Annotated in this window: 21 protein-coding genes and 1 pseudogene; 12 read left to right on the top strand and 10 right to left on the bottom strand. The window is 60.2% G+C overall.

Annotation, left to right across the window (positions count from 1 at the left end):
* Window positions 1-7: 7 nt before the first annotated feature.
* Window positions 8-805 carry an IclR family transcriptional regulator gene (locus tag ACLD1X_RS03815; RefSeq protein WP_429366188.1) on the bottom strand — a complete coding sequence of 266 codons (798 nt, stop codon included), beginning with the start codon at window positions 803-805 and terminating at the stop codon, window positions 8-10.
* 165 nt (window positions 806-970) lie between these two features.
* Here ACLD1X_RS03815 and hmgA point away from each other — a divergent pair, with 165 nt between their 5' ends.
* The 3 genes from hmgA to maiA are packed head-to-tail and all read left to right on the top strand — an operon-like array spanning window position 971 to window position 4,231.
* Window positions 971-2,275: a homogentisate 1,2-dioxygenase gene (gene hmgA / locus ACLD1X_RS03810; protein WP_429366187.1), complete on the top strand. Its 1,305-nt coding sequence runs from the start codon at window positions 971-973 to the stop codon at window positions 2,273-2,275.
* Window positions 2,276-2,278: 3 nt separating this feature from the next.
* Window positions 2,279-3,583 carry a fumarylacetoacetase gene (gene fahA / locus ACLD1X_RS03805; RefSeq protein WP_429366186.1) on the top strand — a complete coding sequence of 435 codons (1,305 nt, stop codon included), beginning with the start codon at window positions 2,279-2,281 and terminating at the stop codon, window positions 3,581-3,583.
* A 12-nt stretch (window positions 3,584-3,595) separates the two neighbouring features.
* Window positions 3,596-4,231: a maleylacetoacetate isomerase gene (gene maiA / locus ACLD1X_RS03800; RefSeq protein WP_429366185.1), complete on the top strand. Its 636-nt coding sequence runs from the start codon at window positions 3,596-3,598 to the stop codon at window positions 4,229-4,231.
* A 120-nt stretch (window positions 4,232-4,351) separates the two neighbouring features.
* On the opposite strand, the gene ACLD1X_RS03795 is transcribed toward maiA, so the two are convergent.
* Window positions 4,352-5,155: a SirB1 family protein gene (locus ACLD1X_RS03795; RefSeq protein ID WP_429366184.1), complete on the bottom strand. Its 804-nt coding sequence runs from the start codon at window positions 5,153-5,155 to the stop codon at window positions 4,352-4,354.
* A gap of 183 nt (window positions 5,156-5,338) precedes the next feature.
* On the opposite strand from ACLD1X_RS03795, the gene ACLD1X_RS03790 reads away from it, so the two are divergent.
* Window positions 5,339-6,358, top strand: coding sequence for a Glu/Leu/Phe/Val dehydrogenase dimerization domain-containing protein (locus ACLD1X_RS03790; protein ID WP_429366183.1), 1,020 nt, complete (start codon window positions 5,339-5,341; stop codon window positions 6,356-6,358).
* A gap of 194 nt (window positions 6,359-6,552) precedes the next feature.
* Here ACLD1X_RS03790 and ACLD1X_RS03785 read toward each other — a convergent pair.
* Window positions 6,553-6,792, bottom strand: a pseudogene (locus tag ACLD1X_RS03785) (YebG family protein); the annotation flags it as partial.
* Window positions 6,793-7,068: 276 nt separating this feature from the next.
* On the opposite strand from ACLD1X_RS03785, the gene ACLD1X_RS03780 reads away from it, so the two are divergent.
* Complete coding sequence (locus ACLD1X_RS03780; RefSeq protein ID WP_429366182.1) at window positions 7,069-7,569, top strand: phosphate-starvation-inducible protein PsiE; 501 nt, start codon at window positions 7,069-7,071, stop codon at window positions 7,567-7,569.
* Here the strand turns inward: ACLD1X_RS03780 and ACLD1X_RS03775 are convergent.
* Both ACLD1X_RS03775 and ACLD1X_RS03770 read right to left on the bottom strand, forming a co-directional pair.
* Window positions 7,566-7,883 (bottom strand): DUF3509 domain-containing protein, encoded by a 318-nt coding sequence (locus ACLD1X_RS03775; protein WP_429366181.1) that lies wholly within the window; start codon window positions 7,881-7,883, stop codon window positions 7,566-7,568. The genes ACLD1X_RS03780 and ACLD1X_RS03775 overlap by 4 nt on opposite strands.
* Window positions 7,884-8,207: 324 nt before the next feature.
* Entirely contained in the window at window positions 8,208-9,584 is a 1,377-nt protein-coding gene (locus ACLD1X_RS03770) for an L-serine ammonia-lyase (protein ID WP_429366180.1), read from the bottom strand.
* 135 nt (window positions 9,585-9,719) lie between these two features.
* Between ACLD1X_RS03770 and ACLD1X_RS03765 the strand changes: the two genes are divergently transcribed.
* From ACLD1X_RS03765 to ACLD1X_RS03745, 5 genes are all read left to right on the top strand, one after another.
* Window positions 9,720-10,667 carry a LysR substrate-binding domain-containing protein gene (locus ACLD1X_RS03765; RefSeq protein ID WP_007986794.1) on the top strand — a complete coding sequence of 316 codons (948 nt, stop codon included), beginning with the start codon at window positions 9,720-9,722 and terminating at the stop codon, window positions 10,665-10,667.
* A 213-nt stretch (window positions 10,668-10,880) separates the two neighbouring features.
* A complete protein-coding gene (locus ACLD1X_RS03760) occupies window positions 10,881-11,288 on the top strand; it encodes an HPF/RaiA family ribosome-associated protein (protein ID WP_429366179.1) in 408 nt (135 codons plus the stop codon).
* Window positions 11,289-11,516: 228 nt separating this feature from the next.
* Complete coding sequence (locus tag ACLD1X_RS03755; protein ID WP_429366178.1) at window positions 11,517-12,089, top strand: RNA polymerase sigma factor; 573 nt, start codon at window positions 11,517-11,519, stop codon at window positions 12,087-12,089.
* Entirely contained in the window at window positions 12,086-13,075 is a 990-nt protein-coding gene (locus ACLD1X_RS03750) for a FecR family protein (RefSeq protein ID WP_429366177.1), read from the top strand. The genes ACLD1X_RS03755 and ACLD1X_RS03750 overlap by 4 nt, the downstream gene beginning before the upstream one ends.
* A 229-nt stretch (window positions 13,076-13,304) precedes the next feature.
* Entirely contained in the window at window positions 13,305-15,734 is a 2,430-nt protein-coding gene (locus ACLD1X_RS03745) for a TonB-dependent siderophore receptor (RefSeq protein WP_429366175.1), read from the top strand.
* 116 nt (window positions 15,735-15,850) lie between these two features.
* Here ACLD1X_RS03745 and ACLD1X_RS03740 read toward each other — a convergent pair whose 3' ends face one another.
* Window positions 15,851-16,726: a helix-turn-helix domain-containing protein gene (locus ACLD1X_RS03740; RefSeq protein WP_429366174.1), complete on the bottom strand. Its 876-nt coding sequence runs from the start codon at window positions 16,724-16,726 to the stop codon at window positions 15,851-15,853.
* Window positions 16,727-16,877: 151 nt separating this feature from the next.
* Here ACLD1X_RS03740 and ACLD1X_RS03735 point away from each other — a divergent pair, with 151 nt between their 5' ends.
* Window positions 16,878-17,780, top strand: coding sequence for a DMT family transporter (locus ACLD1X_RS03735; RefSeq protein WP_429366173.1), 903 nt, complete (start codon window positions 16,878-16,880; stop codon window positions 17,778-17,780).
* Window positions 17,781-17,782: 2 nt separating this feature from the next.
* On the opposite strand, the gene ACLD1X_RS03730 is transcribed toward ACLD1X_RS03735, so the two are convergent.
* Both ACLD1X_RS03730 and ACLD1X_RS03725 read right to left on the bottom strand, forming a co-directional pair.
* Entirely contained in the window at window positions 17,783-18,295 is a 513-nt protein-coding gene (locus ACLD1X_RS03730) for a DUF2165 family protein (protein WP_429366171.1), read from the bottom strand.
* 195 nt (window positions 18,296-18,490) lie between these two features.
* Window positions 18,491-19,465: a 2-hydroxyacid dehydrogenase gene (locus ACLD1X_RS03725; RefSeq protein ID WP_429366170.1), complete on the bottom strand. Its 975-nt coding sequence runs from the start codon at window positions 19,463-19,465 to the stop codon at window positions 18,491-18,493.
* A gap of 199 nt (window positions 19,466-19,664) precedes the next feature.
* Here ACLD1X_RS03725 and ACLD1X_RS03720 point away from each other — a divergent pair, with 199 nt between their 5' ends.
* Window positions 19,665-19,922, top strand: coding sequence for a hypothetical protein (locus tag ACLD1X_RS03720; RefSeq protein ID WP_429366168.1), 258 nt, complete (start codon window positions 19,665-19,667; stop codon window positions 19,920-19,922).
* A 148-nt stretch (window positions 19,923-20,070) separates the two neighbouring features.
* On the opposite strand, the gene ACLD1X_RS03715 is transcribed toward ACLD1X_RS03720, so the two are convergent.
* Window positions 20,071-20,820: a YkgJ family cysteine cluster protein gene (locus ACLD1X_RS03715; RefSeq protein ID WP_429366167.1), complete on the bottom strand. Its 750-nt coding sequence runs from the start codon at window positions 20,818-20,820 to the stop codon at window positions 20,071-20,073.
* A gap of 83 nt (window positions 20,821-20,903) precedes the next feature.
* A complete protein-coding gene (locus tag ACLD1X_RS03710; protein ID WP_429366166.1) occupies window positions 20,904-21,230 on the bottom strand; it encodes a hypothetical protein in 327 nt (108 codons plus the stop codon).
* Window positions 21,231-21,354: the final 124 nt, after the last annotated feature.

The following is a 21,354-nucleotide window of genomic DNA, read 5'->3' as shown; positions in this document are numbered from 1 at the left end:
GCTGCGTTCAGAGGGGCGACGTGGCGGGGTCGAAGCCCATGCGCCAACTCACCGCCCGGGTGGCCGCCAACAAGCGCTGCGCTGCCGGACCGTTTTCATCGGCGTGAAACAGCGAGGTCGGCCCGACCACTGTCAGCACTGCGGCAATCTTGCCCATCGCGTTGAACACCGGTGCCGACAAGGCATCCACCCCGGGCATCAACAACCCATGCACATGATGCAGGCCCCGTTGGCGGATCTGCTCGCAAATCGTCGCGTACACCTGCGGATCGGCCAGGGCGTGGGCGCTGCTGTTGTGTAATTCCTGAGCGCGCAAGTCCATGGTTTCCAGTGCAGGCAGGTAAGCACCGAAGACCAACCCGGTCGAGGAGCTCAGCAATGGCAATACCGAACCCAATTGCGTCACCACCGTCACCGCGCGCACCGCCGGTTCGATATGCACCACGGTAGCGCCCTGATTGCCCCACACCGCCAGAAAACAGGTTTCGTTCAAGTCATCGCGCAATTCGGCGAGCGGCAGGGCGGCGACTTTCAGCACGTCCATACTGTTGAGTGCCGCCAGCCCAACGCGCAAGGCTTCACGGCCCAGCCCGTAATGGTTGGTGGCAGCGTTCTGTTCGGCAAAGCCGCTGGCGATCAAGGCCTGCAAATAGCGGTGGACCTTGCTCGCCGGCATCTGCACGTGTTCGGCCAGACGCGACAGCGAAGTCGAAGGCGACAACTCGGCCAGTGCCTTGAGGATGTCGGTGCCAACCTCGGCCGAGCGGACTTTCTGTTTACCGTTGTTGTCGCTGGTTTTTTCCATGGTGGCACTGTGATCCGGAAACAAATTGCCGTCTTTATAGCTTGACGGTGGATGTCGATCAAATTACGTTATGCGTAATCAAATTACGATAAAAATAACTCGGGCGTGCCTCGAGCTCTGCATCAGAGCGAGCGGCCACGGCCGACTCCCTGTTCAGGAGGCTCCATGAACCCCGATTCAACGACGCCAGCGTTGGCCTACCTGTCAGGCTTTGGCAACGAATTCAGCAGCGAAGCGTTGCCCGGCGCACTGCCTGTCGGCCAGAATTCCCCGCAAAAAGCCCCGTACGGCCTCTACACCGAACTGTTCTCCGGCACGGCATTCACCATGCCGCGCAGCGAGGCGCGTCGTACCTGGATGTACCGCATTCAGCCGTCGGCCAACCATCCGGCGTTCGTCAAGCTTGATCGGCAACTGGCCGGGGGGGCGCTGGGTGACGTGACTCCCAATCGCCTGCGCTGGAACCCGCTGGACATTCCCGCCGAGCCGACCGATTTCATCGACGGCCTGGTGAGCATGGCCGCCAACTCGGGCGCAGAAAAACCGGCCGGGATCAGCATCTACAACTATCGCGCCAACCGTTCCATGGAGCGTGTGTTCTTCAATGCCGACGGCGAGATGTTGCTGGTGCCTGAACTGGGGCGCCTGCGCATTGCCACCGAACTCGGCGTGCTTGAACTGGAGCCGCTGGAAATTGCCGTACTGCCGCGCGGCCTGAAATTCCGCATCGAACTGCTCGACCCGCAAGCCCGCGGTTACGTTGCCGAAAACCATGGTGCGCCGCTGCGTCTGCCGGACCTGGGGCCGATCGGCAGCAATGGCCTGGCCAATCCACGGGACTTCCTGACCCCGGTGGCGGCCTATGAAAACCTGCAACAACCCACCACGCTGGTGCAGAAGTTCCTCGGCCAGTTGTGGGCATGCGAGCTCAATCATTCGCCGCTCAACGTGGTTGCCTGGCACGGTAATAACGTGCCGTACAAATATGACCTGCGCCGTTTCAACACCATCGGCACCGTCAGTTTCGATCACCCTGATCCGTCGATCTTCACCGTGTTGACCTCGCCAACCAGCGTCCACGGCCTGGCCAACCTCGACTTCGTGATCTTCCCGCCACGCTGGATGGTGGCCGAGAAAACCTTCCGTCCGCCGTGGTTCCACCGCAACCTGATGAACGAATACATGGGCTTGATCCAGGGCGAATACGACGCCAAGGCTGAAGGTTTCGTGCCTGGCGGCGCATCTTTGCATAGCTGCATGAGCGCCCACGGTCCGGACGGGGAGACTTGCACCAAAGCGATCAACGCTGACCTCAAGCCGGCGAAAATCGACAACACCATGGCGTTCATGTTCGAGACCAGCCAGGTGTTGCGCCCAAGCCGTTTCGCCCTCGATTGCCCGCAACTGCAAAACACTTACGATGCCTGCTGGGCTACGCTGCCCGCCACTTTCGACCCGACCCGGAGATAACCCATGACGCAGACTTCCATCACTCGCAGCTGGGTTGCATCCGCCAATGGCCATGCTGATTTCCCGTTGCAAAACCTGCCGCTGGGCGTGTTCAGCCTCAACGGTTCGGCACCGCGCAGTGGCGTGGCCATCGGCGAGCACATCTTTGATCTGCAAGCGGCCCTTGAGGCCGGATTGTTCGATGGCGCCGCGAAAACGGCGGTCGAAGCGACCCGTGGCGGGCAGTTGAATGCCTTCTTCGAACTGGGTCGCGAGGCTCGCGTCGCGTTGCGCGAGCGTTTGCTGGAACTGTTCGCCGAGGGCAGCACCCTGCACGGCAAGATCGAAGCCCAGGGCGCAAAACTGCTGCCGCTGGCGGCGGATTGCCAGATGCACCTGCCGGCGAAAATCAACGATTACACCGACTTCTATGTCGGTATCGAGCACGCACAGAACGTCGGCAAGCTGTTCCGTCCCGACAACCCGTTGCTGCCGAACTACAAGTACGTGCCAATCGGCTACCACGGTCGTGCGTCGACCATTCGCCCGTCCGGTACCGACGTGCGCCGTCCGAAAGGCCAGACCTTGCCGGCCGGTCAGAGCGAACCGACCTTTGGCCCTTGCGCGCGCCTGGACTATGAACTGGAACTGGGCATCTGGATTGGCCAGGGCAACGACATGGGCGACTCGATTGCCATTGGCGACGCTACCGATCACATCGCCGGTTTCTGCCTGCTCAACGACTGGTCGGCACGGGACATCCAGGCCTGGGAATACCAGCCGTTGGGGCCGTTCCTGTCGAAAAGCTTCATCACCAGCATCTCGCCGTGGGTGGTCACCGCCGAAGCGCTGGAGCCGTTCCGTCGTGCCCAGCCTGCACGTCCGCAGGGCGATCCGCAGCCGCTGCCATACCTGCTCGACAAGCGCGATCAGGCCGCTGGCGCGTTCGACATCGAACTGGAAGTCCTGCTGCTCACCGAGGCCATGCGCGAGCAAAACCTGCCGGCCCATCGCCTGACCCTGAGCAACACCCGGCACATGTACTGGACCGTGGCGCAAATGGTCGCGCACCACAGCGTCAATGGTTGCCAGTTGCAGGCCGGTGATCTGTTCGGCTCGGGCACGTTGTCGGGGCCTGAGAGCGGTCAGTTCGGCAGCCTGCTGGAAATTACCGAGGGCGGTAAAAAACCGATCGAGCTGGCATCGGGCGAAGTGCGCGTCTTCCTTGAAGACGGTGACGAAATCATCCTGCGCGGCCGTTGCAGCCGTGACGGTTTCGCCTCCATCGGCTTCGGCGAATGCCGTGGCAAAGTGCTGCCGGCACGCTGAGAGGAGCGAGGCATGGAACTCTATACCTACTACCGTTCGACGTCTTCGTACCGGGTGCGTATCGCGTTGGCGCTCAAGGGCCTGGATTATCAATCCTTGCCAGTCAACCTGATCGCACCGCCGGGCGGCGAGCATCGGCAGCCGCCTTATCTGGGCATCAACCCGCAAGGCCGTGTGCCGGCCTTGCGCACCGATGAAGGCGAATTGCTGATCCAGTCTCCTGCGATCATCGAATACCTGGAGGAACGTTATCCACAGGTACCACTGCTGTCCCGGGACCTGGCCGTCCGCGCTCATGAGCGCGGTGTGGCGGCAGTGATCGGCTGTGATGTGCACCCGCTGCACAACGTCAGCGTGCTCAACCGGTTGCGCCAGTCGGGCTACGACGAACCGCAGGTGGTGGAGTGGATCGGCCACTGGATCGGCCAGGGGTTGGCCACGGTAGAGCAATTGATTGGCGATGACGGTTACTGCTTCGGCGCCGAGCCCGGGGTGGCGGACGTCTACCTGATCCCGCAGCTGTATGCGGCCGAGCGTTTCAATGTTTCTCTTGAGGCTTATCCGCGCATCCGGCGAGTGGCGGCATTGGCCGCGACGCACCCGGCGTTCATCAAGGCGCATCCGGCGAATCAGCCGGATACCCCTTAAAGCCCCTGCACCAGCCCCATGTGGGAGCGGGCTTGCTCGCGAAAGCGGCGGCACATCCGATAAAAATGTGACTGACAGACCGTCTTCGCGAGCAAGCCCGCTCCCACAAGGTTTTTGTGATCAGTGAACAATGGCGTTCGGCGGCAAATGCCCCAGTCGGTCCGTGAGGCGAATTCGCTGGATCGGATCGTCGCTGAGCAACAGTGCGTGCTCCAGGTCAAAGCGCTCGGCATTCGGGCAATCCAGCCGCTGGTACAGGCTGGCCCGGGCCAGGTAGTCGGCGGCACTGGCGTTGCCCAGTTCCAGGACGCGATCGGCGTCGATCAAGGCATTGATGAAGTCGTCGTGGGACAGGTACAACTGGCGCAGGTTGCGCGACAGTCGTTGCAGCATCTGCCCCGGCTCGGCGGTTGCCAGGTGCTCGGCGCTGAGCTTTATGTTCGGGCCGTACTGGCGCAGCAGTAACTCCCGACAATCATTCGGGTAAAGTCGACGGCCGCCACAGGGATCGAGCAAATGATCGGCGCCCGGCACCCGCAGCAGGAAGTGCCCGGGGAAGTTGACCCCGACCATGGGAATTTCCAGGCCCCTGGCCAACTCCAGCGCAATCAGCCCCAGCGTCAGGGGTTGCCCTCGTCGGCGTTCCAGTACTTTGTCCAGCAGTGCCACTTGCGGGCGCAAGGGGGTGAAGTCGTCCTGGGCGAAGCCAAGTTCGTTCATGCGCCGCAACAGCGGCTGGGCCAGTTCGCTGACCGGCAGCATCGGCAAACCGCCGCTGACCCGTTGTTGCAGCGCCTGGAAGTCGGCCAGCAGTGCTTGCGGCTCGACTTCACTGTCGTGCTCGGCCGCAATCCACAGCGCCGCCTCGAACAGCGCGGGCGGTGAACGTTGCAGGCAGGCGAAGAAGGATTGGCGCGGGGTCATCAAAATCTCCGGGCAATGCCTCGTTTTAGCCCCCTCTCCGGCATTCGTCCAGTGCCGTAAAAAGGTGATCAAGGGTTATTTCCGATAGTTTGCATAGTTGCCGTGCTTATTCCTGTGCGCTTCTGCAATTTTTGGGCGCAAGCCTATACTGGCGACTACAAGAAGTGATTCGGGAGCCTTACGATGTTCGCTCTCATGCAAAGCACTCGCCTTGAATCGCTGCATCTGAGCGTCGACCCGGCCACCGGGTTGAAGGCGGTCATTGCCATTCATAACAGCCGTTTGGGGCCTGCCCTGGGTGGTTGTCGTTACCTTGCCTATCCCAGCGACGAATCTGCGGTCGAGGATGCGGTGCGCCTTGCCCAAGGCATGAGTTACAAGGCGGCACTGGCCGGCCTGGCCCAGGGCGGCGGCGTGGCGGTAATCATTCGCCCCGTTCACGTGGCCAACCGCGCCGCGCTGTTCGAAGCCTTCGGGCGCTGTATCAACCAGCTTGACGGGCGCTACATCACGGCCATCGACAGTGGCACCTCAGTGGCGGACATGGATTGCATCGCCCAGCAAACCCAACACGTCACCAGCACCACTTCAGCGGGCGACCCGGCGCCACATGCGGCGATGGGCGTATTCACCGGCATTCGCGCCACGGCGATGGCCCGACTGGGCAGCGATAACCTAGAAGGCCTGCGCGTCGCCATTCAAGGCCTGGGCAACGTTGGTTATTCCCTGGCAGAGCAACTGCACGCCGCCGGGGCCGAGCTGCTGGTCAGCGATATCGATCACGGCAAGGTGCAGCTGGCGATGGAACTACTCGGGGCTCACCCCATCGCCAACGATGCACTGCTCAGTACACCTTGCGACATCCTTGCGCCGTGCGGTTTGGGCGGGGTGCTGAACAGCCATAGCGTGACGCAACTGCGCTGCTCGGCAGTGGCCGGGTCGGCGAACAACCAGCTGACCCATCTGGACGTCGCCGATCAGTTGGAACGGCGGGGCATCCTGTATGCGCCGGACTACGTGATCAATGCCGGCGGTTTGATCTATGTTTCGCTCAAGCATCGGGGCGAAGAGCTGGGAACCATCACCGCGCACCTGTCGAAAATCAGCTCGCGCCTGACCGAAGTGTTCGCCCACGCGCAGGCGGAAAAACGCTCCCCCGCCCGGGTAGCGGATGAGTTGGCGGAGAAAGTGTTGTACCGCTGAGTTGGAGATGAGTTTTCCACAGGCATGAAAAAGGCCCTGAGCCATTCGACTCAGGGCCTGTTCAATTCGGGCTTTGCTTACTTGGCGGCTTTTGGGGCCTTGGCAGGCTTGACCGGGGTAACCGGCTCAGCGGCTTCAACGACCTCGGCTGCTGCAACAGGTTCTGCAACTTCTACTTCTACCGGTGCGCTGAGCAGTTCGGACAGGGCGTCCGGCTGGCTCTTGAACGCCTTGGCGAACACATCGCGATTCTTCGCCATGTAGATCCCGGCTTCTTCCACTTGCTGCTCGGTCAGGGACGGAACGGCTTTGTGCAACACTTCAGCCAGCAATTCGGCCAGCTCGAGCATTTTGTCATGACGGTCAGCTTCGGCTTTATCCATGAACAAGCGCTCCAGATCTCGGCTGCTGCGGTATACCACTTCGACGGCCATTCACCACCTCACATGCCTTCACATTGGTTGTCGGTTTCGACTACTGTATCTATATACAGCGAAAAGGATAAGCGAATCCCGGTCTTTTGGGTAGTGGCTTTTTAATGTAGACCGGATTCGACATTTGTCAGGTGCGGCGCTGCACCGGTGCGACCAAACGCCACGGCGCGCAATCCAGAGCGGCTCGCCATCATGGGCTGGCCTTTTTTCTGCATGCAGAAAACCGTCACGTCCAACCCGCATCATCCGGTCGAACCGACCTAAGGAAGCATCATCGTGAAAATCAACTGGGCCGAAAAACTGCGGCAGAACGTGCATGGACTGGCCGAGTCCCTGGGCAACCTGTTCGTCGAAACCTTCCACTACCTGGCGCTGTTCGCCATTGGTGCGGTGACCGCGTGGGCGGCGGTGATGGAATTTCTCGGGATGATCGAAGAGGGTCACATCAAGATCGATGACATCCTGCTGCTGTTCATCTACCTGGAACTGGGGGCGATGGTCGGGATTTACTTCAAGACCAATCACATGCCCGTGCGCTTCCTGATCTACGTGGCGATCACGGCATTGACGCGGCTGCTGATTTCCAACGTTTCGCACCACAACCCGCCGGATCTGGGGATCATCTACCTGTGCGGCGGGATTCTGCTGCTGGCGTTTGCGATTCTGGTGGTGCGCTACGCTTCGTCGCAATTTCCTTCGGTAAAAATCGAGAACCCGCAACGCAAGACCGGTGCGGGTTCCAGTGAACATCCAGAGGTCGAGAAGGGCGAAATCTAGAGCCCGAGCCCAGGACGCAGCCGCCCTTTGGCGGGTGGGGGCGGCAAGGTCCTTGCGCTGTCGGTGGTCATGGTTTCAAGGATCGCCACGGCGCTGTGGCCTTGTTCGATGGCAATGCCGAATTGAATGCTTTGAACCAGTCGCTTGAGCCGTTGGGGATCATTGCGTTGTTCGGCGCTGATCATGCGTTTGGCCACCACGCGGCCACTGTTGGAAAGGGTCAGCATGATGCTGCCGTCCAGGCCCTGAATGCTCAGGTTGATCTGGTAATCCGCTGCAAAGGCATCGGTAATGAGTTGGAAAGGGTTGTCCATGATGCGTCACCGCCTGATTGAACGTGCAGTTGTTGACCGGTCGATATCGGGATTAGTTCGCAACACCGGACCATCGGCCATTCCTTGGCCACATCGCCATCAATGCTTGCATCAGGGATATAGCAAGGGGTATGCCGACAGAATTGTTGGGCAGAAAACACCTTCTGTAGGAGCGAGCCTGCTCGCGATGGTCGTGAACGATAACGCGTCAAACCAGATGGTTCGCGGCGCCTGAGTTTTTTTCGCGAGCAAGCTCGCTCCTACAGGTCCGCCATATTTTTTGCCCGTTTCAGGGCAATAACGGCTGGCGTGCCTCCAAAGCGATCAACATTCCACCCAGTTCACCGCCAGTCCGCCCCGTGACGTTTCTTTGTACTTGTCGTGCATGTCGGCCCCGGTGTCGCGCATGGTGCGGATCACCCTGTCCAGGGAAATGAAGTGCTGGCCGTCACCGCGCAGGGCCATTTGCGTAGCGTTGATTGCCTTCACGGCGGCGATCGCGTTGCGCTCGATACACGGCACCTGCACCAGCCCGCCAACCGGGTCACAGGTAAGGCCGAGGTTGTGTTCCAGGCCGATTTCGGCAGCGTTTTCCAGTTGCTCCGGTGTGGCGCCAAGTACCTCTGCCAGGCCTGCGGCGGCCATGGCGCAGGCGGAGCCGACTTCACCCTGGCAACCGACTTCGGCCCCGGAGATCGAAGCGTTTTTCTTGCACAGGATGCCGACGGCCGCTGCGCCGAGGAAGAACGCGATCACGTCGTCGTCAGACGCATCGGCATTGAATTTCATGTAGTAGTGCAACACCGCTGGAATGATCCCCGCCGCGCCGTTGGTCGGCGCCGTGACCATGCGTCCGCCGGCCGCGTTTTCTTCGTTCACGGCCAAAGCGTACAGGTTGACCCATTCCATCGCCGACAAGGTGGACGTAATGACATTCGGCTTGCCGATTTCCTGCAGGCTGCGATGCAGTTTCGCCGCTCGACGTGGAACATTCAGGCCACCAGGCAGGATGCCTTCATGGCGCAAGCCTTGCTCGACGCATTCGCGCATCACAGACCAGATATGCAACAGGCCCTGGCGGATCTCGTCATCACCGCGCCATGCCCGTTCGTTGGCCATCATCAGCTCACTCACCCGCAGCCCGTGCTCGTTGCACAGTTTGAGCAATTCGGCGGCACTGGAAAAGTCGTAAGGCAGCAGCACATCGCTGGCTGGTGCGATCCCGGATTCGGCTTCGGCCGCCTCGATGATGAAGCCGCCACCCACCGAGTAGTAGGTTTGCTCGAACAGTTCACCGGTTTCGCCGAAAGCTGTCAGGGACATGGCATTGGGGTGATAGGGCAGGCTCTCGTTGAGCAGCACAAGATCGCGTTGCCAGTCGAAGGCAATCTCTGCCACGCCTGCCAGACACAGCTTGCCGGTCTCACGCAGGTCGTGAATGCGACTTTCGATAGTGGTGGGGTCAATGCGGTCAGGCCATTCGCCCATCAGGCCCATGACGCAAGCGCGGTCCGTTGCGTGGCCGACGCCGGTCGCCGACAGGGAACCGTAAAGGCGAATCTCCACGCGTCGCACGTCGGCCACAAAACCCTGTTCGAGCAGTTGTTGAGCAAAGGTCGCGGCGGCACGCATCGGGCCGACGGTATGGGAGCTGGACGGGCCGATGCCGACTTTGAAGAGATCGAAAACACTGATAGCCATGCTAAAGCCTGCAAAAGTAATGGAAGAGGAATTGCCGCCATTTTTGTAGGACAAGCGCAATTGCGGCGATACTGCCCGTCGAGGTCCTACGTGACCAACGAAACTTCCTAAGACATCCTTTAGCAGGACTAAACGATGAGCCGTCAATTACACGCCCAGACGTATGTCTGGCTGAACGTGTTCGCCTGTGCCGCTCGGCACCTGTCGTTCACCCGCTGCGCCGAGGAACTGCACATCACCCCGGGAGCAGTCAGCCAGCAGATCCGCCAGCTGGAAGAACGCCTGGGCTTTCGCCTGTTTCACCGCCGCGCCCGTGGCGTGGAGCTGAGTGCTGAGGGCCAGCGCCTGGCCATTACCGTCAACGAGGCCTTTGGCAGCATCGACGCGGAATTGCGGCGACTGGATGCGGGCATGATCAGCGGGATTCTGCGGGTGCGTTCGATTCCGTCGTTCCTGAGCAAATGGCTGACGCCGCGCCTGCCGCGTTTGCAGCAGCGTTTTCCGGACATTCAGTTGCGCCTGGTGGCCGAGGACAGCAGCGTGCCGCTGCATGAAGGCGACTTCGATCTGGCGATCGACCTGAACGACGGCAGCTACCCGGGCCTGTTATCCACAGCCTTGCTCGATGAACAGATTTTTCCGGTATGCGCGCCGGGCCTTTTGCGTGGTCGCCCGCCGCTGCACGGTCCGGCTGACCTGATGCACTTTCCCTTGCTGCACGACATCACCGCCTGGCGCGGCAGTTACGAGTACGCAGAATGGGAGTTTTACCTCAACGCCATCGGCTTCGAGGGCGCGGATGTGCGACGCGGGCATACCTTCAATCGTAATCACCTGACAATCGAGGCGGCCATCGCCGGGATGGGGGTGGCGATTGCCCGACGAACGCTGCTCAACGATGAGCTGGAGCGCGGGGCATTGATCGTGCCTTTCGGCCTGGCGGTGCCTAACCACAAGCGCTACATGTTGCTTTATGCACCGGGTGCGCTGAGCCATCCAGGCGTGCGTGCGGTGCATGACTGGCTGGTGGAAGAAGCGGGAATTTTTCGCAGCCTGCACCCGCTGGGCGAGCGGCAGATGTAAGAAATTCGGGGCGTTAAGCAGGGCGACCCAACTCCCGACCTTAACAGCGCTTTTGCCCGTTGTCCGGCTTTTTTTGCGTATGAATATTTATCTTTTTTCAGGGGTTGAATTGTTCAGCGTACAGACCGATTGTGTAAGCAAGAGGTCACGGTGACGATGCCCAAGGGCTCACTGACCGGCCTCTCGCGAGCTAGCTGAAATAAGGGATGAACTATGCAAATCCAAGTCAATAGCGATAACCATATTCAAGGCAGTAAACGACTGGAGGAGTGGGTACGTACAACCATTGAGAGCACGCTCGAACGCTACGAAGAGGACCTGACACGGGTCGAGGTTCACCTGCGGGACGAGAACGGCGACAAGCCGGGTCCCCACGACATGCGCTGCCAGCTGGAGGCGCGGCCAAAAGGCCATCAACCGGTTTCCGTCACCCATAAAGCCTCCACCATGGAGCAGGCGATCGACGGTGCCGCAGCCAAACTTGAACATGCGCTGGAGCATATGTTCGGCAAATTGCGCGGCAAACGCGCCAACGTGGTACCCATCGAAAGTGGCGCCCATGCCGACCGGCTGCTGGAAGAAGAGTTTCTGGAAAACGAACAGGCGGCGCTTAACGGCTGACACCTGATTCACTTTTTACTTCCCATGAGAACGGGCCTGCATTGCAGGCCCGTTTTGGTTTCAGGTGCTCCAACAGGCGTAATGGAGGGGTTAACCGATCATTTTGCGTATGAGAATATTTATCATTAGTATTGTGGCCTTGCCGGCCCCGTGACGCTGTCGTGGCCTTCTCCGGTTTCCAGGTCGAACCATGAACGCCAAACCCCACACGCTTCCCGTTTCCTGTCGATGATCACTCTCCCTCCCGACCCCTGCGATATCGAGCGTGACCACCAACGCGGCGACCGCGCGCATTTTCTCCAGGTGTTTCTCTCCCAGCGCTCGCAAATGGAAGCGCTGGTGAATCGGCGTGTCGGTTGCCGGGCGACGGCAGCTGACCTGGTACAGGACTTGTTCCTGCGTTTCTGGCGGCGGCCGCTGGTGCAAGTCGAGGAACTCAGCACCTATCTGTTGCGCTGCGCCGGCAACATCGCCATCGACCATTTGCGCAGTGAAGGCACGCGGGTCCGGGCGAGCGAAGGCTTGATGGTCGAGCCCCCGGACAGTCATGGCAGCGGACCGCAAGCGGCGCTGGAGGCGGGCAACGATTTGCGCCACGTCGAAGCTGCGTTGCGTGCTTTACCGGAGCGCACACGGCAGATCTTTTTGCTCAATCGCATTCACGGCCGCAAATACGCCGAGATCGCCAAGGCCATGGGCTTGTCCCAAAGTGCCGTGGAAAAACATATGATGCGCGCCCTCGAAGCCTGCAAGGCCAGCCTTCGGGAACCCGAAACGCGTACGCCAGGGAAAGCACCGTGAACAACTTCGAACGCGTCACTCCGACGCCCGCTCAGGAGCAGCAAGCGCTGGCCTGGCTGAGTCTGTTGCATGACCAGCCCGGTAGCGGTGACCAGGCCAGGTTCAGTCACTGGCTGCAGGCCGACCCTGCCCATGCCGAGGCGTATGCCCAGGCGCAGGTCTTGTGGGAGTTGAGCGAAGGACCGGCGCGCACACTCGCCGATGAAGACGCCTTGGCCTTGCGGGGGTATCTGAACGTCATGGACAAATCGCGGCGCAGCACGGTCGTTCGCTGGTCCGGTGCGCTGGCGATGGCTGCGTGCCTGCTGTTGATGATCAGTCTCGGCGCAGGCTGGCAGCCAGCGCGCTGGATCGACGACCTGGGCGCGGATTTCGTCTCGGCACCGGGGGAAATTCGCACCGTCACCCTGGCCGATCAGTCACAGGTGACACTGGATGCCGACAGTGCCATCGCCGTGGATTTCAGTCACGGCGAGCGGCATGTGCAATTGCGGCGCGGTGCCGGTTTTTTCAGTGTGACGCATACCGGGCAGCCGTTTGTGGTCGATGCGGAAAAAGGCCAGGTGCGGGTCCTGGGTACGCAATTCGAAGTCCGTTTGCAGCCCCGCGGAGCACAGGTCACGGTGTTGTCCGGGCGAGTCGGCGTGACGGCGGACAAAAACGCCGGACAGCAAATCCTCAGCGCCGGCCAGCAAGTTGCCTACGGCGACGGCGCGGCGGAAAAACTCCACGCGGTGGACAGCGAAGCGCAGTTGGCATGGCGCCAGGGCTGGCTCAATTACTACAAGGCGACGTTGGCCGATGTGGTGCAGGATTTGCGGCGCTATTACCCGGGACGGATCGTGATGCTCAACGATGAACTGGCAGCGCGCCGGGTCAGTGGCAGCTTCCCGAGCAGGAATCCGCAGGCCGTGTTGAGTTCGTTGCAGGGCGTGTTGGGGTTTGAGCAGCATCAGGTGTTGGGGCATCTGATTGTTTTGCGTTGAAGCTGCCGGCCCCTTCGTCGGATCGCCGCCCGGAGCAAGCCCGCTCCCACAGGGAAATGCATTGCAAATGTGGGAGCGGGCTTGCCCGCGAAGGGGCCGATCCGGTCTCCCCATCACTCGCGAAAAAATATTTTCAAATTTTTGCTGAGGTAAACCCGATTGCTATCCGTGTAGTGACTGAAACTGCGAGTCATTCGCATCCGTTGCGGTTCTACACAGGTCATGAGTCATGAAGTCCAGGGCAAAATCGGGTTCGGTCAAACAATGGTTAGGTGTGTCTGCGTTGAGCTTTTCGGCATTGGCGTTGTTGCCGCTGAGCGTGGCGTTGGCCACAGAGGCAGGCAGTAGCCAGCCGCGTGCGCAGTTCAGTTTTTCCCTGGCCGCCAAACCGCTGCCCCAGGCCCTGAGTGATTTCAGCCGGGTGACCGGCATCAGCGTCGTCTACACCGATGAAGCGCCGTACGGCCTCGATGCGCCGGCAATCAATGGCCAGATGAGCGCCGAACAGGCCCTGCAACGTCTGCTCACCGGCTCGGGCCTGACGTTCCGTCGCACCGACGGCCACACCATTGCACTGGAACCACGGCCGACTGAAGGGGCATTGAACCTGGGGGCGACCACCATCACCTCGGTGATGGATGAGTCCATGAGTTACCAGCCGCCTCCCACCACTTCAGTGATGCGTTCCTCGGCTCCCGTCCAGGAGATCCCGCAGACCATCAATGTCGTCCCGGCCCAGGTCATTCGCGACCAGACTCCACGCAATCTCGATGACGCCCTGGCCAACGTCAGCGGCATCACCCAGGCCAATACCCTGGGCAGCACTCAGGACTCGGTGATGGTTCGCGGCTTTGGCGACAACCGTAATGGCTCGATCATGCGTGACGGGATGCCGATCGTGCAGGGGCGTGGCCTCAACGCCAGCGTCGACCGGGTCGAAGTGCTAAAGGGGCCGGCCTCGTTGCTCTATGGCATCCAGGATCCGGGCGGCGTGGTCAATATGGTCAGCAAGAAGCCCGAGCTTGAGCAGTACAACGCCTTGACCTTGCGCGGTTCGAGTTATGGCGACGGCAAGAACGGCAGCGGCGGTGGTCTGGACAGCACCGGTGCCCTCGGCGATTCCGGACTGGCCTACCGCATGGTGCTGGATCACGAAGACGAAGATTACTGGCGTAACTTCGGTGTGCATCGCGAGAGCCTGATCGCGCCATCACTGGCCTGGTTCGGCGAAAGCACCAGGCTGTTGTTCGCCTATGAGCACCGCGAATTTCTCACCCCTTTCGACCGTGGCACGCTGATCGACCCACGGACCAACCATCCACTGGACATCTCGCGCAACGAGCGTCTCGACGAGCCGTTCAACAACATGGAAGGGCGTTCGGACCTCTATCACTTCGAGGCCGACCACGACCTCAACGACAACTGGAAGGCCCATTTCGGCTACAGCTGGAACCGCGAAACCTACGATGCCAGCCAGGTGCGCGTGACCGCCATCGACACCAAAAAGGGCACCCTGACCCGCAGCATGGACGGTACGCAAAACGCGATCAGCACTGATCGTTTCACCACCGCGAGCCTGGAAGGCAACGTGAATGTGCTCGGCATGCAGCACGACCTGCTGTTCGGTGTCGATGACGAGTACCGCAAGATCTTTCGCGAGGACCTGATCCGCCAGAAAAGCCGCACCACGTTCAGCTACGTGAACCCGGTGTATGGTCAGGAAGTGCCGGGCACCACCGTCAGCGCGGCCGATAGCGCGCAGACCGATGAGCTGCGCAGCGATTCGGTGTTCCTGCAGGATTCCATCCACCTCAACGAGCAATGGATTCTGGTGGCCGGCGCGCGCTTCCAGGCGTACGACCAATATGCCGGCAAAGGTGTGCCGTTCCACGCCAATACCGACAGTAACGGGCAGAAATGGGTGCCGCGCGCAGGCCTGGTGTACAAGTACACCGATGCCTTGTCGTTCTATGGCAGCTACACGGAGTCGTTCAAGCCCAACTCGACCATCGCGCCATTGAGCGGTAGCAGTACCGTGCTGGACGGCAGCATCGCGCCGGAAGAGGCCAAGTCCTGGGAGTTGGGTGCCAAGCTTGACCTGCCGGGCCGCGTCACCGGCAACATTGCGCTGTTCGACATCAAGAAACGCAACGTGCTGGTGGCCAACGCCGAAGGCCCGACCACGATTTACAGTGCCGCCGGTGAAGTGCGCTCCCGTGGCCTGGAAGTGGACCTGAGCGGTCAGCTCAGCGACCGCTGGAGCATGATCGGCAGCTACGCCTACACCGATGCCGAAGTTACCGAAGACCCGGATTACAAAGGCAATCAACTGCAAAACGTGGCGAAGAACAGCGGCTCGCTGTCGGCGGTCTACGACTTCGGCACCCTTGTTGGCGGCGATCAGTTGCGGGTCGGTGCCGGGGCGCGCTACGTAGGTGAAAGGCAAGGTAACGCCGTGAATGATTTCGAGTTGCCGAGCTACACCGTGGCCGATGCGTTCGCCACCTACGACACCAGGGTCGAAGGGCAGAAGGTCAAGTTCCAGCTCAACGTGAAGAACCTGTTCGACCGCACCTACTACACCTCGGCGGCGAGCCGGTTCTTTGTGTCGATGGGCGATTCGCGGCAGATTTCGCTATCCAGTACGCTGGAGTTCTGAGGAAGGGCCGCGTCATCGTTCTTCGCGAGCAGGCTCGCTCCCACAAAGGACTTCACTGAACCTGTAGGAGCGAGCCTGCTCGCGAAGGCGGCAGTACAGGCGATAAAAAATCGGGACTAACGCAAAAATGCCTGTCGATACTCGCCAGGCGTTCCGCCCAGGGCCTGGCGAAAGCGGTTGGTGAAGTGGCTGGCGCTGGAAAAGCCGCAAGCCAGGGCAATCTCCCCCAGTGGCTGCGAGGTCGTGCGCAGCAGGGTTCGCGCCCGGTCAAGGCGCCGTGCCAGCACGTACTGGTGGGGCGGCAAGCCGAAGCTCTCGCGAAACATCCGTGCGAAGTGGTATTCCGACAAGGCACACAACGCCGCCAACTGACCGAGGCTGATGGCCTCGTCCAGATGACAGTTGATGAACTCCACCAGATGTCGACGCTGATGCGCGGCCAACCCGCCTTTGAGGCGCAGGCCCTGACGCACATTCACCTGGCTGAACAGGGCATGGCTTATCAGTTCGTGAGCCAGGCTGCTGGTGAGCAGACGCTCGCCCGGCTCGTCCCAGTTCAAGGCGACCAACTGCCGAAAGCGCAGCGCCTGCTGCGGATCATCGAGAAAGGTCTGCTCGCGCAACTGCATTTCCCGTGGTTCGCGATCAAGCAGGGTGACGCAGCCGAGGGCAAATTGTTCGGGGCTGAAATACAGGTGGGCCAGGCGAATGTCGCCATTGATTACCCAGCCTGACTGGTGATCGGCCGGCAGGATGCAGAGTTTGTCCGGCCCCCCCTTGTTGCCGGGCTGATCGCGGCGAAAGGTGCCGGTGCCGCCGGCAAGATAACAGGACAAGGTGTGGTGGCTGGGCGCCTCGTATTCCTGGGCGTCGTGGTGATTGCTCCACAGGGCTGCAGACAAGCCGTCACCGAGCTCGGCGCTGTGCTCGAGGCGAGCATTGGGCGAGCGGTTGAGGGCTTGAAAGACTTGTAGGGTATCCAGTGCAGCCATGATCGTTGTTCTCTGACACCTGCATCCAACGCCTTGCATCCTACTCCGTAGAGGTGCGCCTGCCAGCCAGTGGCCAGACAAAAGCGCAAGTTTATGCAAGTGCGCCCAGGCCTGACGCCGGACACTGGACTCCTATCGAGGAGCCTCTGTCATGAACCTGTCTTTGTACCTGCTGACCGTGCTGATCTGGGGCACCACCTGGATTGCCTTGAAATGGCAACTGGGCGTGGTGGCCATTCCCGTGTCGATCGTCTATCGCTTCGGCCTCGCTGCACTGGTGCTGTTCGTGATCTTGCTGCTCAGCCGGCGCCTGCAAGTGATGAACCGTCGCGGGCACCTGATCTGCCTGGCTCAGGGCCTGTGCCTGTTCTGCGTCAATTTCATGTGTTTTCTTACCGCGAGCCAGTGGATCCCCAGTGGCCTGGTGGCGGTGGTGTTTTCCACCGCCACCCTGTGGAATGCCCTCAATGCGCGGGTGTTCTTTGGTCAGAAAATCGCCCGCAATGTGCTGATGGGCGGCGCGCTGGGACTGCTTGGGCTGGGGCTGCTGTTCTGGCCGGAACTGGCCGGGCATACCGCCAGCCCGGAAACCTTGCTCGGTCTCGGTCTGGCGCTGTGCGGTACCTTGTGTTTCTCGGCGGGCAACATGCTCTCGAGCCTGCAACAGAAGGCCGGTCTCAAGCCGCTGACCACCAATGCCTGGGGCATGGCCTACGGGGCGGCCATGTTGTCGGTGTGGTGCCTGGTCAAAGGGATTCCCTTCGACATGGAAATGAGCGCGCGTTACATCGGGTCACTGTTGTACCTGGTGATTCCAGGGTCGGTGATCGGTTTCACGGCCTACCTGACGCTGGTCGGCCGCATGGGGCCTGAGCGGGCTGCGTATTGCACGGTGCTGTTTCCGGTGGTGGCGCTAAATGTCTCGGCATTCGCCGAGGGTTACCAGTGGACCGCTCCGGCACTGGCGGGGCTGGTGATGGTCATGCTGGGTAATGTGCTGGTGTTTCGCAAGCCCAAGGCAAGTGTCAGTCCGTTGGCGGGCAAGTTGGCCTGAAACTATTCGGTATCCTTTACCGCCAACAGATAAATAATACCGAAGAACATGTATTCAATGTGGGTTTGCGCCCATTCAAAGGCGTTGGCTTGTTTGGAATACTCTAAGTCAAACCATTCGTTTAGTATTATGATGTAAAATGTCTGATAGGCAAAAATGGCTGTAATAAAGCCGCTTATGGCAAATTTTTTGGCTTCGTGGAACTCGCTGCGTGGTGCGCCGAGTTTGCGGAATAGTTGATAAGTTCCAACGATGCAGCAGCATGTGAATATGGTCTCGAGGGTGATCAGTGCCCAGTAAAAGCGGTGGTGAAACAGGGTTGAACTGATGGCGCGGTAACGGCGGGAATCATTGCCGACAGTATCGCTCATGCTGATGATTCGCCCGATATACTCGGCGTATGCAGTGTAGTCGGTAATGTTGTTGATAAGGGTTGTTGTACCGAATAATGCCGCCATGAAGACAACTAATAATTTGCTCCGCCTTACCAGGCGTGCAGTAGTGAAATAACTCATGCAGGATGATCTCCGAATGTACGGTTTATGCGTTATTGTCTTTCGGAGTCTATAGGGGTTTAGAAGATGTGAGGGTAAGTAGTGCTTTGCGAGTTATGTCGCTTGTTATGTTGGTTGGTTGACAAGTTGTTTGAGTGAAGTGTTTTCCAGGTTTTATATAAAGTGGCACGCCGATTATGACGTGCCATTGTTTCATCAGGCTTTCCACACCTGCGGATTGACCAGGTCCTGTGGCCGTTCGCCCAGCAATGCACTGCGTAAGTTAGCCAGGGCACGATTGGCCATTGCATCGCGGGTCTCGTGAGTGGCCGAGCCGATGTGCGGCAAGGTTACGGCGTTTTTCAGCTGGAACAGTGGCGACTCGGCCAGCGGTTCTTTTTCGTACACGTCCAGCCCGGCACCACGAATGCGGTTGTTTTGCAGGGCTTCGATCAGCGCCGGTTCATCCACCACCGGGCCACGGGCAATGTTCACCAGGATTGCGCTCGGCTTCATCAGCGCCAGTTCGCGATGGCTGATCAAGTGCCTGGTTTTCTCGCTGAGCGGCACCACCAGGCAGACGAAGTCAGCTTCGGCCAGCAGTTGGTCCAGGCTGCGAAACTGTGCGCCGAGTTCCTGTTCCAGTTCGGTCTTGCGGCTGTTGCCGCTGTAGATGACCGGCATGTTGAACCCCAGTCGGCCGCGCCTGGCGATGGCGGCACCGATATTGCCCATGCCGACGATGCCCAGGGTCTTGCCATGCACATCGCAACCGAACAGCTGCGCACCGACAGTGGCCTGCCATTGCCCGGCCTTGGTCCAGGCATCCAGTTCGGCGACGCGGCGGGCGCTGCTCATCAACAGCGCAAACGCCAGGTCGGCGGTGCTTTCGGTCAGCACATCCGGCGTGTTGGTCAGCATGATCCCGCGTTCGTTGAAATACGCCACGTCATAGTTGTCGTAGCCCACCGAGACGCTGGACACCACCTCCAGCCGGGCGGCGTTTTCCAGCTGGGCGCGGCCGAGTTTGCGACCGACGCCGATCAGACCGTGGGCGTGGGGCAGGGCTTCATTGAATTGGGCGTTGATATCGCCGTTTTTCGGATTCGGCACGATGACGTCGAAATCCTGTTGCAGGCTTTCGACCATTTGCGGGGTGACGCGGCTGAAGGCCAGGACAGTCTTTTTCATGAGAGGCGGGCTCGTCGGGCGGTGAAGAATGCTTAGCAAGCTACAAGTTTCAAGCAGCTAGCTGCAAGTTTAAACGTCGGCCCTATGGTTTTTAACTTGAAGCTTGCCGCTTGAAGCTTGTTGCTGCCGTTCCGTTATACTGCTGCCTTTCGTGGCTCGTTCACCGGGCCCGACACTTCATGCACCACCCGGAGCTTTCATGACATCCCCGAAACAACCGCCGGTCGCCGACGCCCTGAGCGACGTGCAGGCAGAGCTGCCAGACAGCGTCGACTCCAGCGCCGACAGCGAAACCAAGGCCGATATCCCGGCATTCAAATTCCCGTTCAAACCGGGTGAGCTGGCCGCCGCCAAGGGCTCGAACCAGCCGTGGTACAAGAACGGCGCCAAGAACGGCCATACCAAGACGCCGGGCATGGCACCGCCGGGGACTCGTCGGTCGATGGGCAAGCGCTGAAGTTTCTGGTGCCTGGCCTGGCGTCTTCGCGAGCAGGCTCGCTCCCACAGTTGATCGATACCGTGCACACAATCCATGTTCACTGAAGATCCCTTGTGGGAGCGAGCCTGCTCGCGATGAGGCCGCTACAGGCAATACAACTGTTGAATCAAGCCGCCCGCAACGAAATAAACGCATAGTTCGCCGGCCCATCCGTCGCTACCTGTGCGCCAGCCGCCAGTAGTTGCCCGGCGATATCCTCGCCCGACACATGAAACTGCCATTCGCTGTTCCATTCAGGCAGCGTTTGCCCGGTCAGTTCATCGATGATCCTGGCGAACTCCGCCATATCCGGAAGATAAGCGGTAAACCCGTCGCCCTTCAGGGCGGTCGTGCGAATACCCAGCAAGGCGCAAATCGCATCCTTGGTCTGAATATCATCGCGATCCGCCTGGCGCGAGCGCTGGATCAATTGCACCAGTTCCTGATCGACCAGGTTGTTGCCGACGATCAGCTCCGGCCCTGTTTCCCATGACTCTGGCGGGCACTCCTTGACGGCGGTGTTCAGGGGAATGTGCGGATTGATTTCCATCGGATAGATGCGACATACCAATGGCCGGCGTTCGTAGATGCGGCAGAGGTTGTCATCGTCAAGATTTCGGCAGGGGCCGACATTGTAGGCGGCAAAGGTGATGGCCACGAACGCCTTGGATACGCCGCTGCGCACGGGTGCCGAGCGGCGTTCGGCATGTTCGCGTTGCTGCACCGGCAGGCCCAGGCCATTGTCCAGAAACGCCTCCACCAGCACGATCACTTGACCACCGTCGGCTGCCCACATCCGGGCTTCGCTCAAGGTCAGGGGCACATAGTGGTCTTTGCAGCATTTGCCGCAGCCTACACAGGAAAACGTCGTATTCATTGAGCGTTGATTCGTATTACAGGGCAAGTGACGGCGACAGAATGCCGCCGCAGAGGCCGTTATCGAAGCAAATTATGCGCCACTCAGTTGGCCTTGCCGGCCGGGCGGATGGAGTCCCATTCGGTGACGTACGCAGTCTTGCCCTTTTTGTCGTAGAGGCACAGCTCGGTGCCTTGTGCACCTTTCATGTGCTTTTGCGGGTACCGGCCCTGGAGCAGGAGGGCGGTGTAGCCGACCCGGTCATCGAACTGCGCGGCGTTGCCCACGGGTTTGGCGTCCTTCAGACCGCTGGCCTTGGTGCAGCTGGCGAGTACGGCTTTATCGTAAGTGGCCCAGGCATCGGGGCTTGAGGCGTGGGCCTGGGTGGCGATGGCGGTGAGGCAGAGAAAAGTCAGGGTTGCTGCTTTCATGGTTCAGGCGTCCTTGGGGCTGTGACCGAAAGGTGAGTATGCCTGAAGGCTGGACGCAGACTATGCGGGCTTCATCGCGAGCAGGTTCGCTCCCACATCGGATCTTCATGAGACAAAACATTGG

Origin of the sequence: Pseudomonas sp. 18173 (assembly GCF_050432945.1) — a bacterium.
GTDB lineage: Bacteria > Pseudomonadota > Gammaproteobacteria > Pseudomonadales > Pseudomonadaceae > Aquipseudomonas.
Note: the sequence above shows the minus strand (reverse complement) of the source record. Positions and strands in the feature narration are given on the sequence as shown.